Source organism: bacterium, assembly GCA_035295165.1.
In the GTDB taxonomy this organism is placed as follows: domain Bacteria; phylum Sysuimicrobiota; class Sysuimicrobiia; order Sysuimicrobiales; family Segetimicrobiaceae; genus JAJPIA01.
On sequence record DATGJN010000026.1, the window covers coordinates 1 to 12,921 of the forward strand.

Consider the following 12,921-nt stretch of genomic DNA (forward strand, 5'->3'; position numbering starts at 1 on the left):
GGAGCGGGTGGTGCAGGGGGTGCGGGAGGAAGGCCAGGAGGCATGCCGGGAAGCCCCGGAACACCCGGCCAACCCGGGATCTCCGGGCAGCCGGGCCTCTTGTGGAGCGGCCGAGTCAGCGGGTGCGGAATTGGCGGATCGGGCGATATCTTCCGAGCATGGAAGCCCTGACACACGCACGTTCCGGCGTGGCGATCCGGGCGGCGTCGAACTAGTCTAGCGGGTCGTCGGGTACTGGGGGAATGGCCGGTGCGGATCCCTCGTCGCGCGGGTGACTGGGGTGATGCGTCGGCATCACTGCGGCGGTATCGAGGCGCAATCCAGAGATCGTGAATCCTGCCGCGGCGAGTTGTTCCGCGACGGCGAGCGACGTCGAAGCCGCTCGTATGCGAGCCCGATGCTCGAAGCGGTCCAGCCGAACGTTCAACGTAAAGGGCGACAGGGTGGTGCGCAGCGCGATGAGCGCCTTCGAGAGCCGGTGGAGATCCGTCAGGTCGCCCGGAAGCGCGACGGTCATCGTAATGCCCAAGATGTCGGTACCACCCCGGCGGATCAGGCTCCCGATCACATCGCGGCTCGTCACAAGCCCAACGAGCGTTTGCCCGTCCACCACCGGCAACGCCCGAAGGTCGTGCCAGTAGATGGTGCGGGCGGCTTCCTCGATCGGCGCCTCGGCACTGATCACCACCGGGTTCTTCGTCATCACGGTAGCGATCGCGACGTCCGCCGGACTACCCGCGCAGGACGAAGGCACGCGCATCAGGTCTCCCCAGGTCGCGACGCCGACGAGGTGGTCGCCGGCCACAACGCACACGCGTCCCGTGCGCGCGGCCCGCATGGACTCTGCCGCCGCACTCACGGTCGCGTCCGCTCCGATCGTGAGCGGGTCCGTGATCATGCACTCCTGAACGAGCATCGCTCCCCCCAATCGCGTGTCATTAACGTAGGCGGAACGGCCCCGTGAGGCAATCGGGTCGTGGCCCGATTCTCCGGTTGCGGATTCTCGGCCGATGTACCTGAGCAACATCGTCAACATTCGACCGTGGGGCAGGTGCCGGATGGAACCGGGCGGGTCCGTGCGCGGTAGGGTTTTTGCTGGGGCGTCGGCGAAGTTGCCGACACGGGACGCTTGCCGCGGATCAGCCCGCCGAGAACACGCAGGGCAGGCTCTTGGGGAGGGTGGAATGCCGGGGTATCCGGCGATCGGGCTGTTTCTTCTCGCGGCGCTTGTGCTGCTGCTCATCCCGGGTCCAGCCGTCCTCAACATCGTGGCCTGCAGCGCGACCCACGGCCGGCGCGCGGGGCTGGTCTGCGTGTTGGGTACCCACGCGGCGACCCTCATCCACGTAACGGCGGCGGCCGCCGGGCTCTCGGCGCTCCTCGTGTCGTCGGCGCTCGCACTGAGCACCCTGAAGTATGTTGGAGCGGCGTACCTGATCTACCTGGGCGCCCAGGCGCTGCTGACGAAGGACGGAGACGAACAGGCGCCGATGCCCGCGCCCAAGCGTTCGGGTGAACTGTTCGCCCAAGGCTTCTGGGTCAATCTACTGAACCCGAAGACTGCACTCTTCTTCTTCGCGTTCCTGCCGCAGTTCCTCGATCCGGCCAGGGGATCCCCCGCGATCCAGATCTTCATTTTCGGCGCGCTGTTTGTGACGCTGGGATCCTGCACGGACGGCGCCTACGCTCTGCTCGCCGGCTCGGTGGGACACTGGATCAGAGGCGACGGTCGGTTCCGGCGCGTGCGGCGCGTGGTCACGGGCGGCATCTATATCGGCCTCGGCTTGACGGCCGCGTTTGCGTCTCCCGAGAAGAAGTAGCCACCGATCCACGCGCGGGGCCGACACATCCGTCGCGTGCCCCGAGGCTCGGGACTACGGTGAGCGGGACGTTGCTCGAACCCGGCGGCGCCCGAAGCGGGCGTCGGGAGTGCGCGCCCGCGCGGGTTGCGAACACCGCGAGAGTGATCCAGAGCGCCAGCCGCTCCTGACGGAAGAACGTTGATGCGTGGTCACGGATTGCTCACGGCCGGTGGGTCCGGTCCCCGGGGACCCGCGGCCGGGTCGGTGCGAGCGCTATTGGCCTAGCTGATCGAGCCGACTCATGTCCTCAGCAGTGATCTCGAAGTCGAAGACCCGCGCGTTCTCGTCGATGTGCTCCGGCCGCTGGGACTTGGGAAGGGCTGTGGTGTGCTTCTGCAGCGCCCATCGGATGAGAATCTGCGCGGGCGATCGCTCGTAGGCCTGCGATATCGCCAGGAGCCGTCGATCGCGCAGTTGCCGTCCCTTCGTGAGCGGACTGTACGCCTGAACGGCGATGCCGTGCTCGCGGCAGAAGTCCGCGAGCGCCCGGTCGAAGCCGAATGGGGAGAACTTGATCTGGTTCACGGTGGGCGGGATCTTCGCCGTGCGCAGGATCTCGCTGAGTTGATCGATGGAATGGTTGCTGACGCCGATGGCCCGGCACCTGCCGTCGCGGCACAGTTCTTCCATCGCCTTCCAGGTTCGCGTGACCATGCCCGGCGCGGGCCAGTGCACGAGATAGAGATCGACGTACTCGAGGCCGAGCGTCGCGAGGCTCCCCGCGAACGCATCGCTCGCGTGGGGTTGATCCCCGGTCCACAGTTTGGTCGTTACCCACACGTCCTCTCTGGAAACGCCGCTGTTGCGAACGCCTTCCCCGACGCCCTTCTCGTTGTGATAAACTTTCGCGGTGTCGATGTGGCGGTACCCCGCCCGCAAGGCGTACGCGACCGCGTCCGCGGCCGGCTTCCCATCTTCGATCTGCCACGTTCCGAGCCCCAGCACCGGCATCGCGGTGCCGTTGTTCAGCGTTACGCGGGACTGCAGGTTCATCACGCGTCTCCCTGTCTGCGGCGTCTTTCCAGCGTTCTGGTCGCCCCGAGGATCTTCCTGTGCGGCGCCCGGGCGACGCCCGCGCTGTCGCGGCCCGTCTGAGAGGCGGCGGCATCTTCGCAACATCTGCATGCTGCATTCACTGAGTCTTCACTGGGTCTTCACGGGTGACGCTTACGATGGCAGTAGAGGCGGGGAACGAATCCTTCCCGCTCGGGAAGCGAGGAGATCAGCGATGCGACAACTGACCGCGGTCGTCACTGTGGTCCTGATCACATGCCTGGGGCTCGCCAGCGTCGGCAGCGCCCAAGCGCAGCAACCGTTGCAGATCCAGGGCACGCTTCAGGCGGCGAACTGCCAAGCCCAGGAGATCACCGTGAACACGTCCGGCGGCGCCTCGACGTTTCCGGTCACCAACCAAACCGCGATCTACGTGAACGGCACGTTGACGCCGGTATGTTCGCTCCAAGCGTTCGTCGGAGCCCCCGTGACGGTGTACCTCGTGCCGAGCAACAGCCAGTTCGTCCTGGGTCGGCTGGACGTTAGCGTGCCGCAGGCCGCATCCCAGCCGGCGCCCTCGAGCGTGGCGGCGCCGTCCAGTTCCTCGACCGCGGTGGGCATCGCGCTCGGCGCGCTGTTCCTCGGCGGGCTCGCATACGTACTCCTGCACAACGCGAACAACCAACCGGCGCCGGCCTACGACTACAATCGCGGCGGCGACCACCGCTCCGATCAACGGAACCGGTGCCAAGATCCGAACAGCGGGAACCAGTGGTGCCGGTGACCGACGGCACGACGCGATGAACGCGGGAGCCGCGGGGCGCGCCACCGCTCCGCGGCTCCCGCTGTAGCGGATCGCCGCCGGGTCCTGTGAGTGTTACGGAGGGCGCCGCGGGCCCAACTCCGCGGCCGAGCGCAGCGCCCGGACCATCTCCGCCAATCCCTGCTGCGCGTCGTCCGGGATGTTGCCCGCGAACGGCAGGAGGATGCCCTGGAACACCTCGTGGGCGTTCAGCCGGACCTGGTCCGGGGCGACCGGCTCGATCGAGAACGTCAGCGTGCGTTGCAGGTTGTGGGAGAGCATCCATCCGCCCCAGCTCAACTCTTCGTCGGGCTTCACGCTGAGCACCGTCTCTTCGATCACGACCGTTTGGCCACCGCTGTGCAGCGTGAGCTCGAGTTGCGCTCCCTCTTTGAGCTCGCCTTTCGCCGGCGAGATGTATGGGTTCCACACCGCGTAGCCGGGCAGGTCCGCGAGGAGGCCCCATACCTTCTCCGGGGAGGCGTTGATCACCACATCGGACTGCGCTTCGCGGTGCGTGCTGAGGTTGGGCAGGTTGAACACCTGGGCCAGGACCAGGAGGGTCGCGGCGATCCCGGTATAGAGTTTCACCTCGCGTGCTCCGGGCCGCATCGGCGCAGGCCGCGATCTGCCGTCTTCATGGCTCCACTATAGCATCCTCGCCCAGACGCCGTCCGCTCCCGGCCGCGGAGGGTTCCAGGAGCCTGCGCCCGCGGGGCGGAACCGTACTCACCAGCCTCCGTTCCAGGGGTCGAGGTGCGCCATGGCATGGTCGGATGTGCCGATCGGTGACCGGGCTCCCGAGATCGTCAACACGGTCATCGAGATCCCGAAGGGGTCGAGCAATAAGTACGAGTACGATGAGACGCTGGACATCATACGGCTCGACCGCGTGCTGTTCTCGTCGGTGTACTATCCGACGGACTACGGGTTCATTCCCGAAACGCGCTCCCCCGACGGCGACCATTTGGACGTCATGGTGCTGATCTCGCAGCCTACGTTTCCGGGATGTGTCCTCGAGGTCGCACCCGTGGGCATCCTGGACATGCGCGATGAGGCGGGTCGCGATTGGAAAGTCATCGGAGTCGCGGTGGGGGACATGCGCGTGGCGTCGATTCGCGCGATCGACCACGTGAACGACCACACGCGGCGCGAGATCGAGCATTTCTTCGAGACCTACAAGAACCTTGAGGGGAAGTCGGTGGCGGTGACGGGATGGCTCGGCCGGGACGAGGCCTACCGCGTGGTGTCCGAGGCGCGCGAGCGTTTCCGCACCGGGGATCAGCGCCGCTAGCCCGGCCTGCAGGTGCTCGCTGGCTACCCGTTGAGGCCGACGTTGGCCTTGGGGTCCAGAAAGTTTGCCACGGCCTCGCCGAACAGATTGAACGCCAGCACCGCGAGCATGATCACAAGCCCCGGCAGCACCGATTCCCACGGCGCCATCATCAGCGACTGCCGGCCTTCGTTGATGATCGCGCCCCACGTCGGCGTGGGAGGCCGGACGCCGAGCCCGAGGTAATCGAGTCCCGCCTCGATCAGGATCGCGACGGGGATCGAAAACGTCCCGTAGACCGTCAGCACTTGGAAGAGGTTGGGCAGGATGTGACGCAGCATCACGCGGCCCAGTCCGGCGCCGCTCGCCCGCGCCGCCGAGACGAACTCCATCTCCCGAAGCGATAGCGTGGACGCATGCGTGAGTCTGGCGAATCGGGGCACGTAGGCGATCCCCACGGCAAGCATAACGTTCTGTACGCCTTGGCCGAAGAACGCCAGGATCAGGATCGCGAGCAGGATGAACGGAAACGCCAGCGCCACGTCGATGCAGCGCATGATTGCCTGTTCCCCCCGCCGCCCGCTGATCCCGGCCAGCATACCGAGCAACGTACCGCCGGCGGCGCCGATCGCGACCGCGAGCACGCCCACCAGGAGCGAGAGGCGCGTCCCGTAGATGACGCGCGATAGAATGTCACGGCCGAACAGGTCCGTGCCGAACGGGTGCTGCCACGTTGGCGCGCGAAAGGACGCCGACGCCGAGATGATCGACGGGCCGTAGGGCGCAAGCAACGGTGCAAAGACCGCGACGATGACGAGGAGCCCGATGAACACAAGCGACAGCAACGCGGGGATGTTGCGCCGGAGTGCCCGCCCGAAGCCGCGCCACCGGGAGCGCACCGCGGGGGCGGTAGGCGTGGATGCGATCGACCGCAACGCGTGTGCCACGGCGCGCGGCTACCGGTACTGGATACGCGGGTCCACGACCGCGTAGCACAGGTCGGTGACGAGGTTCATGACCACGAACGAAACGGCGAGGACGATCACGCAGGCTTGAACCTGCACGTAGTCCCGGCCCGTGACGGAATTCACGAGCAAGCTCCCGATCCCGGGCCGCGCGAACACGGTCTCGATCACGACCGTGCCGCCGACGAGCTCGCCGACCGCGATCCCGAGGATGCTGAGCACGGGGAGCAGCGCGTTCCGGAGCGCGTGCCGGAACACTACGGCGCTTCGCGCAAGCCCCTTGGCGCGCGCCGTCCGGACGTAGTCGTCCCGCAGGACCGACAGGAGGGTGGTCCGTGTGATTCGCGTCAGGTAGGCGAGGAGGCCGGCGGACAGCGCGAGCGCCGGGAGGATCGCGTGCAGGATGATCGAGCCGGGTTCAGCAAACGAGCCCGCGCCGATCGACGGCAACCACCCGAGTCTGCCTGAGAAAACAATGAGCAGCACGATGCCCACGAGGAAGTTGGGCGCGGAAACCAGGAGCAGGGACAGGAAGAGCGACAGGCGGTCCACCGGCGTCTCACTCCGCACGGCGGCCGTCACGCCGAGCGGGATGCCGATTCCAACCGCGATCGCCAACGCCGCCACGCCCAGGACGATCGTGTAGGGCAGCAGGCTGAGAATCTGCCATGCGGCGGGCGCGCCGGTGAGAAACGAGGTACCAAAGTCGCCAGCGGCGACGTTCCGGAGGTAGTGAGCGTACTGAATGAGGAGGGGTTGATCAAGCCCCCACATGTGTCGAAGCGCGGTCTCCCGATCGCTCGTCGCGAACGGACCGAGGAGCACCGCCGCGGGATCGCCCGGGAGCAGGTGAATGACCAGAAACACGCTGGTCACCACCCCCCAGATTAGCGGGATGATGAGCAGAACCCGGCGGACAAGGTACGGACGCATCGAGATGAATGTGAACATTCGATGGGCGCGGGCGTTCCGGGAATCCGCGCGCCGTCCGTGAGATTCGACGTCCCTGGCCTGCGCGTCCTTCTGCTGGCTCCGCGAGGTCCCGGCGCGCCGTTAGGGAGAGAAGACCGGGTTGACTTCGGGCGGAACGACTTCGACCCACTCGGGACCGCGATCGAAGGCGATCTCGTTCCCGGCTTGGTCGAAGAAACGCAGGCGGTCGATGCGGGATGCTTTCCGCCACGTGCCCGTGACCGCGACGCCGTCCTCGACGACCCACGCCTGTCCCGAGCCCAGGTCGGAGAACGTCCACGTGTCCTCGCCGATCACCGTACGCCCGTGGGTGCGCGGTACGACCGCGATCGCAATCGACTTGGCGGTCAGGGCCTGTCCGGTCCCCGCGTCGGTGTCCTCGGTGCCCCCGAGCTGCCGGACGTAGTCGTTGCTCGCCGGCCGATAGATCCACGAGACCGCGTACTCGGGAAACGAAAACGCGATCGATACGCTCTGATTGGCGGGGCGCTGGGCCGGCGGCGCATCGTCCTTCCAGTGCGGCGCGCCCACCGTGACGTCTTCGTCCCATCCCGGTTGGGTGACGGCCCGCAGGGCGTCGGTGGAGGTGAACACCGTGTGCTCGAACGCAACATGCGGCGCGAAGATCCGGTGAAATGCGTCACCGAACCGGAACTCGTTCAGGTCCTTCACCCGCAGCTGCTCGATCAGAGCGAGCGCATCGGCGTTGCCGCCCACGTGCGCCAGCGCGGCGTCCAGCTCGAGGGTGTAGTTCAGGAACTGTGTGCGCGCGGATCGGACGGGGCCGATGCGGGCCGCGTCATGCTCGGCGAAGATCGCAAGGTAGCGCGTGATCCCGCCTTCGGTGATGGCTTCATAGACGCGCGACGCCGCCGAAAGGCCCCATTGCGGCCTCGCTTCCGGAAAGTTGTCGATCATAATCGCGATCGGCCGGCGGGCCGCCAGCGCACCGGAGACCGGCTCGCCGTCGATCGGATCGGGCACAAACCGTTGCGTGGGCGGTTGCGCTGGCAGGCGTGGTGCGGGCGCGGGTCGGTGCGCCGGTGCGGTCCACAGGAACGCCCAGACGATCACAAGCGTCAGCCCCGCGAGACCCCACGTTGTACGGTTGACACGGATGCGCATAGTGGACCAGCCCAGTCTACTGAGCGGTGCTCCCATTGGCAAGGCGAACGCGTGTCCAGTGCCGTGTCCCGATCGCCGCGGCGTGTTTCGGGCCGGCGTCCCGACGCGGTCGTGATATTACCCAATCGCCCTGATCCCGGTGCGTTCGTTACCTGGGGCATCGATGAGGGAAGAGGAGAGATAATCTGGTTCTCCGTATCTTGCAACCGCGGCGCACGCTGCGGATCGTGGGAGGCGACGATGCGACGTTCGAATTTGCGGGGATGTGTCGCGGTGTTCTCATCCGTATTGGTGTTGACGGGAACACCGGAGATGCTTCGAGCCCAGCAGGCCCCGGACGCCACGGTGATCCGCCTCTACGCGCCGTTTGCTCCCGGGGCGGTTCGGCCTGGCGTGGAGGTCAGCGGTCGCGTGACCGGTGAGTGCTTCGCCGCCTCGCTGGCCGATCAGTCGCGAGCTGACGCCTGGCGCTGCATGAGCGCGAACCGGATCCTCGATCCATGCTTCCAAGGGTTCGAAGGAAGCAAAATCATGCTGGCCTGTCCGGAAAATCCCTGGTCGCCGCGGGTGACTTTGTTGGTGCCGAGTAAGGTGCCACCGCGCGCCCAGGCCAATAGACCGGGCATTGGACAAGGGCTCCCATGGGCCCTGGAGTTGACCAACGGGACCCGCTGCGTGTTTCTGACCGGGGCCACGTCCGCGGTCGCCGGCATGCGAGTCAACTACGGGTGTGTCGGCGGCCCGAGCGTCGTGGGCGAGCTGGATCGCACGCTGCCGCAGTGGCGCGCTTTTGTGGATCCAGGCAAGGGCGTGACCGTCCAGATGCAGGGACTTGCGGTCGTGTGGTACTAGCTGACTTAAAGGCGGGGCCGGAAGCCATCGGCTTCCGGCCCCCCAACGGCGGATCGATTGGTCGTCGGCTACGAGCCGCCGAGGGACAAGGCGGCGAGAATCTCGTCCGCTTCTGGCCGTCTTCCGGTCTGTTTCTTGGAAAAGACCAAACGGCCGTTGGCTGTCACTTCAAATACCCCGCCGGACGACGGGATCAGCCGCACCGATTCGATTTCAGAGAGGTTCTCTTTGAGGATTCGCTCCGTCACACGGACGGCGTGGGGAAGATACCCTCAACTCGTGCAGTACTCGATCGCGAGCGCTATCTTGCCAGCCACGAACTTCACCTCCGATGTCCGTTGCATGCACTCTTAGTACGCTTTTGATATAACATATGGCGACTCGTTTTGCTAACCCCCTCATGGGCGCCGGGCACGACGCCGGTTCGCGGCAGTCTGAGTGGACGAAGATTGTTGTCTCGGCACGTTGACCTTCGCGTCTCCATCGCGCATAATTACGTCAGGCGCAATCTCCCGGAGCCCCAACGACCGGCGGATCAGCGCAACCGAATAGTCCAGCACCGTACTTCCTCGGGCGGCAACCGCAGGTACGCACGATCATTCCGGCGGAGCGATTGAGGAAAGTGTATTTGCGCCGACGCGGGTGCGGCTGAGCAGCGGAGCGCGTGCCGGAGTCCCGGCGCCAATGGCAGAGAAGAACTCGCCCGTGCCGATGTTGGCAGGTGTGCAGTCGTGGTTGCCCATCGGTGATGGCAAGTGCGACAGTATGTGTCTCGGACGTTGGCACCTGGGTAGGCGTGGCGAACCGCCGCCGGGTTGGTTACGTTGCTTCGAGTGTAGGATCACGCTGCACCGGGTAAGTGTCTTGATAAGAGGAAGCGATCGATTGTTCGGCCGAGGAGGGCCCGTGCCGGATTCCGATCGCGGGTGTCTCGGCTGCGCTCGATGGGACGCCCCGGTTTTGGGTTGTCGCGGTGTACCGGCTACATCGAATGCGTTGGCCACAAGTAGCATTGGATGGAGGGTATGAGGATGTCCGGGCAGTTGGATCGTATCGAGCAGATGCTACGTGCGCTGTGCGCCCATCTCGGTGTGCACGATCTTGAGCAAGTAGTGGCGACCAACGGGGCGGAGTCCCAAGTCGCTGACGGCCGCCGCTACACCGGAGTCGTGTCTCGCTTCGAGCACGGATGGGGATTCATCGAATGTGAAGCGATGAACCGCAATTTCTTCGTCCACTACAGCGACATCGAAGGCACCGGCCTCCGTTCGCTGGATGCCGGCGAAACCGTGTCGTTCGAGATTGCGCCTGGTAAGGATGGACGTCCGAAGGCGGTCAAGGTGCGGCGGCAAGGAACGGTCCGCTCGCCGCTCCGGTCACCGCGCATCGAGGCGATTCCCCGCCGGCCACCCGCCTACGCGAACGGCGACGACGGGCTCGATGCCGAGGAAGGCACCGACGAGCATGAAGTGGCGCAACCAACGGGTCCGGCGGTGGGTCCCACGCGACCCTAGCATCAATGCCGTTCCGCACCTCTGCTCTGTCCCGGTAGAGACCCCGCGCCGCCGCTTTCGGCGCCCATCCATTGTGGCATGGCTGGACTTCGGCGGTTGACGAGCGAGCGCGACGAGGGCGCGGACGCTCGCGCCGCGTCGGGCGTCGACTGTGCTACACTATGGAAGAATGTCGGCTGAGCAGACCGGCGCGGGCCCGTAGCTCAGTGGATAGAGCAGGGGACTCCTAAGCCTCTGGTCGGGTGTTCGATTCACCCCGGGCCCGCCAAGCCTTATGTCCCACGCGCACCCCCCTGGATGAGGCCGTCGAGGCGTTCCTCCTCACGAAGCGTGTCGCCGGCTGCACCGCCGAGACCCTGCGCACCTATGATGGGTGGCTTCGGCGTTTTACCGCAGGGGTGCCGGAGACCACGGCGCTGGCGGTTCGCACGTTCTTCGTGGGGCTGCAGCACCTCAGCGCCAGCCGCCAGCACCAAGCATTCCGCACGTTGCGGACGTTCTTCCGGTGGTGCGTCGAGACAGGCGTGCTCCGGGAGACCCCATTCCGCGGCTTCACGATGCGCACCCCCAAGACGCTGCCAGACCTGCCGGCGCTCCCATCTCAACCTCATGGGCAAGGGGCAGCACCGGGCACGCGCACGGGCTGTACGAATCGCCGCTCACGCCGCGACTGGTCATCGAAATGGTCGGCGCGTGCTCGGCGAACTCCCCACACCGGCGCTGACCGTCGCCGTTGCGCGTGCGCCGGGAAACCAGCCACCGGGAGGGCAGCAGGTCTACGGGGGCGCGAGCACAGGCGAATACCTGTTCATCGTTGTGCCAATACTAGCAATGACCCAAGAGTTCTTGCGCGATCCGCGCGTGGGCGCCGTAGCGCAGGAGGAGCGTCGCGCAACAATGTCGGGGATCGTGACAACGATTCGGGGCACGACTGCTTGCCGACGCTGGGGATGGTGCAGCCTTACGGCCCGAACGGAATGCTGAAGTTGCCGAAGGAGGATGCGCTCCATCCATGAGCGGTGCACGAGTCCAAGGGGTTCTTGCCCTGCCCCACCGGCCCGTTCAAATACATCTGCGCGATCATGAAACAGGTCATCAGCAACCGCTTGGAGTCATCATTTTCTTTCGAGAACATGTTGACCTGAGTCTGTTGCAGCACGGTCTGCGCCTGTTGCAGTGCAGTGAGTTTTGATTCGATGTTTCCCAGGCGCGTCGAAATGTCGGTAAGGTCTTTGTCCAGTGCGTACGCTGGGCCCTGTGCCGCAGGTGCGGGCGCCAGCGGTGCTGCGTGCGCGTCCGGCGTTGGAAGATTAACGAGAATCGTACCCAGTTCAAAGGTAATTGCAGTCAACAGGACAATCGTCAGAACCTGGAACTGTTTCATCGACAAAGCCTCCTCAGTTTTCTACGCTCGTTATAAGACGACCTGATCGCGGACTCGCCCCACGTGTACACAGGGTGGCCCGCCGAGGAAGAGCTCCGGCGGGCCACCTGAATGCCTGGGCCGCACGGTCATCGCTGGTCGCGCGTCCGACCAGTTTCTGTTACGGGTCGACTGCCTTGATCGCGGTACCGCCGCAAACGGCGATCGCGAGGCACTTCACCATCGACGACCCTCTGGGATAGCGTGACGCCCGCCGGCCCCCCCCGGCCAAAGCGCCTGTGCCCTTCCGCACCCACCCCACCCGGAGGAGTCCGACTCCCTCCGGGTCCGCCACGCCGGCTATGCTAGAGGGTGCGGAGATCGGGGCGGTCGAGTAGTTCAATCCTGACACCATCGGGGTCGCGAATGATCCCAATGCGACCGATGCCGTTGCCTGCGGGCTTGGGGGTACCCGGCTCGGCGGCAACACCCAGCGCAGCCACGCGTTCAAGCGCTCTGTCCACATTCTCGACCCTTAGGGCGATGTGGCCAAAGATGTCGCCGGTGTCGGGTGTCGGTCGGTGCAGGAGCTCGACCACATCGTAGTTGAGATTAAAATACAGGATGTCGAGTTGTCTTTGCTCGATGTACATCTGCTTCAGGAGATTCATGCCCAAGCGGCGGCCGTAGAAGTCCCGTGCCGCGACGAGATCATTCGCGCGCACCGAGTAGTGGTCAAGAGACTTGACGACTCCGTGCTCGATGGGCGCCGTCCGATAGTCGACGTCGCGCTGGATGAGCTCAACGCGAGCTCCGTTTGGGTCCCCCAGGAAGCCGAGGCGCCCCACCCCCGACCCAGCGACCTTGGGCGCCACCAATGACTCGCAGCCGGTGTCGACGAGCGCTCGGTAGTCGGCGTCGAGGTCATCGGTCATGAACGCGATGTGCGTGATCCCGAAGACCTCGTGGGCCGCTGGCTCACGACGGTGCAGCAATTCGATCAGGCCCCCGGCGATCTGCAGGTAGACGATATCGGTTTGGCTGGAAGGGATGCGGTTTCGGACCGCCACCTTGCCACCAAGCACGTCCTGGTAGAAGGCGACGGACTTGTCCAAGTCTCTGATGACGATCCCGACGTGGTTGAGTTCGTAGATCATTGTGGCACCCCTTCTCCGTCTCTCGGTGCGCAGGCGCGGAAGG

Annotated in this window: 14 protein-coding genes and 1 tRNA gene; 6 read left to right on the plus strand and 9 right to left on the minus strand. The window is 65.6% G+C overall.

The features are described 5' to 3' along the window. Positions 1-211 precede the first annotated feature (211 nt). Positions 212-916: a CBS domain-containing protein gene (locus tag VKZ50_03430; protein ID HLJ58763.1), complete on the minus strand. Its 705-nt coding sequence runs from the start codon at positions 914-916 to the stop codon at positions 212-214. Positions 917-1,184: 268 nt separating this feature from the next. Here VKZ50_03430 and VKZ50_03435 point away from each other — a divergent pair, with 268 nt between their 5' ends. Beyond that, positions 1,185-1,820 carry a LysE family translocator gene (locus tag VKZ50_03435; GenBank protein ID HLJ58764.1) on the plus strand — a complete coding sequence of 212 codons (636 nt, stop codon included), beginning with the start codon at positions 1,185-1,187 and terminating at the stop codon, positions 1,818-1,820. 255 nt (positions 1,821-2,075) lie between these two features. On the opposite strand, the gene VKZ50_03440 is transcribed toward VKZ50_03435, so the two are convergent. Then, positions 2,076-2,855 carry an aldo/keto reductase gene (locus VKZ50_03440; protein ID HLJ58765.1) on the minus strand — a complete coding sequence of 260 codons (780 nt, stop codon included), beginning with the start codon at positions 2,853-2,855 and terminating at the stop codon, positions 2,076-2,078. 235 nt (positions 2,856-3,090) lie between these two features. On the opposite strand from VKZ50_03440, the gene VKZ50_03445 reads away from it, so the two are divergent. Next, positions 3,091-3,639, plus strand: a complete 549-nt coding sequence (locus VKZ50_03445) for a hypothetical protein (protein HLJ58766.1) — start codon at positions 3,091-3,093, stop codon at positions 3,637-3,639. A 93-nt stretch (positions 3,640-3,732) separates the two neighbouring features. On the opposite strand, the gene VKZ50_03450 is transcribed toward VKZ50_03445, so the two are convergent. After that, a complete protein-coding gene (locus VKZ50_03450; protein ID HLJ58767.1) occupies positions 3,733-4,248 on the minus strand; it encodes an SRPBCC domain-containing protein in 516 nt (171 codons plus the stop codon). A gap of 172 nt (positions 4,249-4,420) precedes the next feature. On the opposite strand from VKZ50_03450, the gene VKZ50_03455 reads away from it, so the two are divergent. Continuing rightward, entirely contained in the window at positions 4,421-4,951 is a 531-nt protein-coding gene (locus VKZ50_03455; GenBank protein ID HLJ58768.1) for an inorganic diphosphatase, read from the plus strand. Positions 4,952-4,974: 23 nt separating this feature from the next. On the opposite strand, the gene VKZ50_03460 is transcribed toward VKZ50_03455, so the two are convergent. The 3 genes from VKZ50_03460 to VKZ50_03470 form a co-directional block, all read right to left on the minus strand. Further along, positions 4,975-5,877, minus strand: coding sequence for an ABC transporter permease (locus VKZ50_03460; protein HLJ58769.1), 903 nt, complete (start codon positions 5,875-5,877; stop codon positions 4,975-4,977). A 9-nt stretch (positions 5,878-5,886) separates the two neighbouring features. Then, the gene (locus tag VKZ50_03465; protein HLJ58770.1) at positions 5,887-6,846 is read right to left on the minus strand and encodes an ABC transporter permease; all 960 of its coding nucleotides are present in this window, start codon (positions 6,844-6,846) and stop codon (positions 5,887-5,889) included. Positions 6,847-6,948: 102 nt separating this feature from the next. After that, positions 6,949-7,992: a DUF3048 domain-containing protein gene (locus VKZ50_03470; protein HLJ58771.1), complete on the minus strand. Its 1,044-nt coding sequence runs from the start codon at positions 7,990-7,992 to the stop codon at positions 6,949-6,951. A 240-nt stretch (positions 7,993-8,232) separates the two neighbouring features. Here VKZ50_03470 and VKZ50_03475 point away from each other — a divergent pair, with 240 nt between their 5' ends. Continuing rightward, on the plus strand, positions 8,233-8,844 hold the full coding sequence (locus VKZ50_03475) for a hypothetical protein (protein HLJ58772.1): 612 nt from the start codon (positions 8,233-8,235) through the stop codon (positions 8,842-8,844). A gap of 68 nt (positions 8,845-8,912) precedes the next feature. Here VKZ50_03475 and VKZ50_03480 read toward each other — a convergent pair whose 3' ends face one another. Continuing rightward, positions 8,913-9,149 carry an Rdx family protein gene (locus VKZ50_03480; GenBank protein HLJ58773.1) on the minus strand — a complete coding sequence of 79 codons (237 nt, stop codon included), beginning with the start codon at positions 9,147-9,149 and terminating at the stop codon, positions 8,913-8,915. 726 nt (positions 9,150-9,875) lie between these two features. On the opposite strand from VKZ50_03480, the gene VKZ50_03485 reads away from it, so the two are divergent. Next, the gene (locus VKZ50_03485; GenBank protein ID HLJ58774.1) at positions 9,876-10,358 is read left to right on the plus strand and encodes a cold shock domain-containing protein; all 483 of its coding nucleotides are present in this window, start codon (positions 9,876-9,878) and stop codon (positions 10,356-10,358) included. 192 nt (positions 10,359-10,550) lie between these two features. Continuing rightward, positions 10,551-10,626, plus strand: a tRNA-Arg gene (locus tag VKZ50_03490). Positions 10,627-11,319: 693 nt separating this feature from the next. On the opposite strand, the gene VKZ50_03495 is transcribed toward VKZ50_03490, so the two are convergent. Both VKZ50_03495 and VKZ50_03500 read right to left on the minus strand, forming a co-directional pair. Beyond that, on the minus strand, positions 11,320-11,742 hold the full coding sequence (locus tag VKZ50_03495) for a hypothetical protein (GenBank protein HLJ58775.1): 423 nt from the start codon (positions 11,740-11,742) through the stop codon (positions 11,320-11,322). A 344-nt stretch (positions 11,743-12,086) separates the two neighbouring features. Continuing rightward, positions 12,087-12,878 (minus strand): VOC family protein, encoded by a 792-nt coding sequence (locus VKZ50_03500; protein ID HLJ58776.1) that lies wholly within the window; start codon positions 12,876-12,878, stop codon positions 12,087-12,089. Positions 12,879-12,921: the final 43 nt, after the last annotated feature.

Excerpts from the sequence above, each read along its gene's own strand:
- VKZ50_03430 (HLJ58763.1), bottom strand. The coding sequence starts at position 916 with ATGCTCGTTCAGGAGTGCATGATCACGGACCCGCTCACGATCGGAGCG.
- VKZ50_03435 (HLJ58764.1), top strand. The coding sequence starts at position 1,185 with ATGCCGGGGTATCCGGCGATCGGGCTGTTTCTTCTCGCGGCGCTTGTG.
- VKZ50_03440 (HLJ58765.1), bottom strand. The coding sequence starts at position 2,855 with ATGAACCTGCAGTCCCGCGTAACGCTGAACAACGGCACCGCGATGCCG.
- VKZ50_03445 (HLJ58766.1), top strand. The coding sequence starts at position 3,091 with ATGCGACAACTGACCGCGGTCGTCACTGTGGTCCTGATCACATGCCTG.
- VKZ50_03455 (HLJ58768.1), top strand. The coding sequence starts at position 4,421 with ATGGCATGGTCGGATGTGCCGATCGGTGACCGGGCTCCCGAGATCGTC.
- VKZ50_03465 (HLJ58770.1), bottom strand. The coding sequence starts at position 6,846 with ATGTTCACATTCATCTCGATGCGTCCGTACCTTGTCCGCCGGGTTCTG.
- VKZ50_03470 (HLJ58771.1), bottom strand. The coding sequence starts at position 7,992 with ATGCGCATCCGTGTCAACCGTACAACGTGGGGTCTCGCGGGGCTGACG.
- VKZ50_03475 (HLJ58772.1), top strand. The coding sequence starts at position 8,233 with ATGCGACGTTCGAATTTGCGGGGATGTGTCGCGGTGTTCTCATCCGTA.
- VKZ50_03485 (HLJ58774.1), top strand. The coding sequence starts at position 9,876 with ATGTCCGGGCAGTTGGATCGTATCGAGCAGATGCTACGTGCGCTGTGC.
- VKZ50_03495 (HLJ58775.1), bottom strand. The coding sequence starts at position 11,742 with ATGAAACAGTTCCAGGTTCTGACGATTGTCCTGTTGACTGCAATTACC.
- VKZ50_03500 (HLJ58776.1), bottom strand. The coding sequence starts at position 12,878 with ATGATCTACGAACTCAACCACGTCGGGATCGTCATCAGAGACTTGGAC.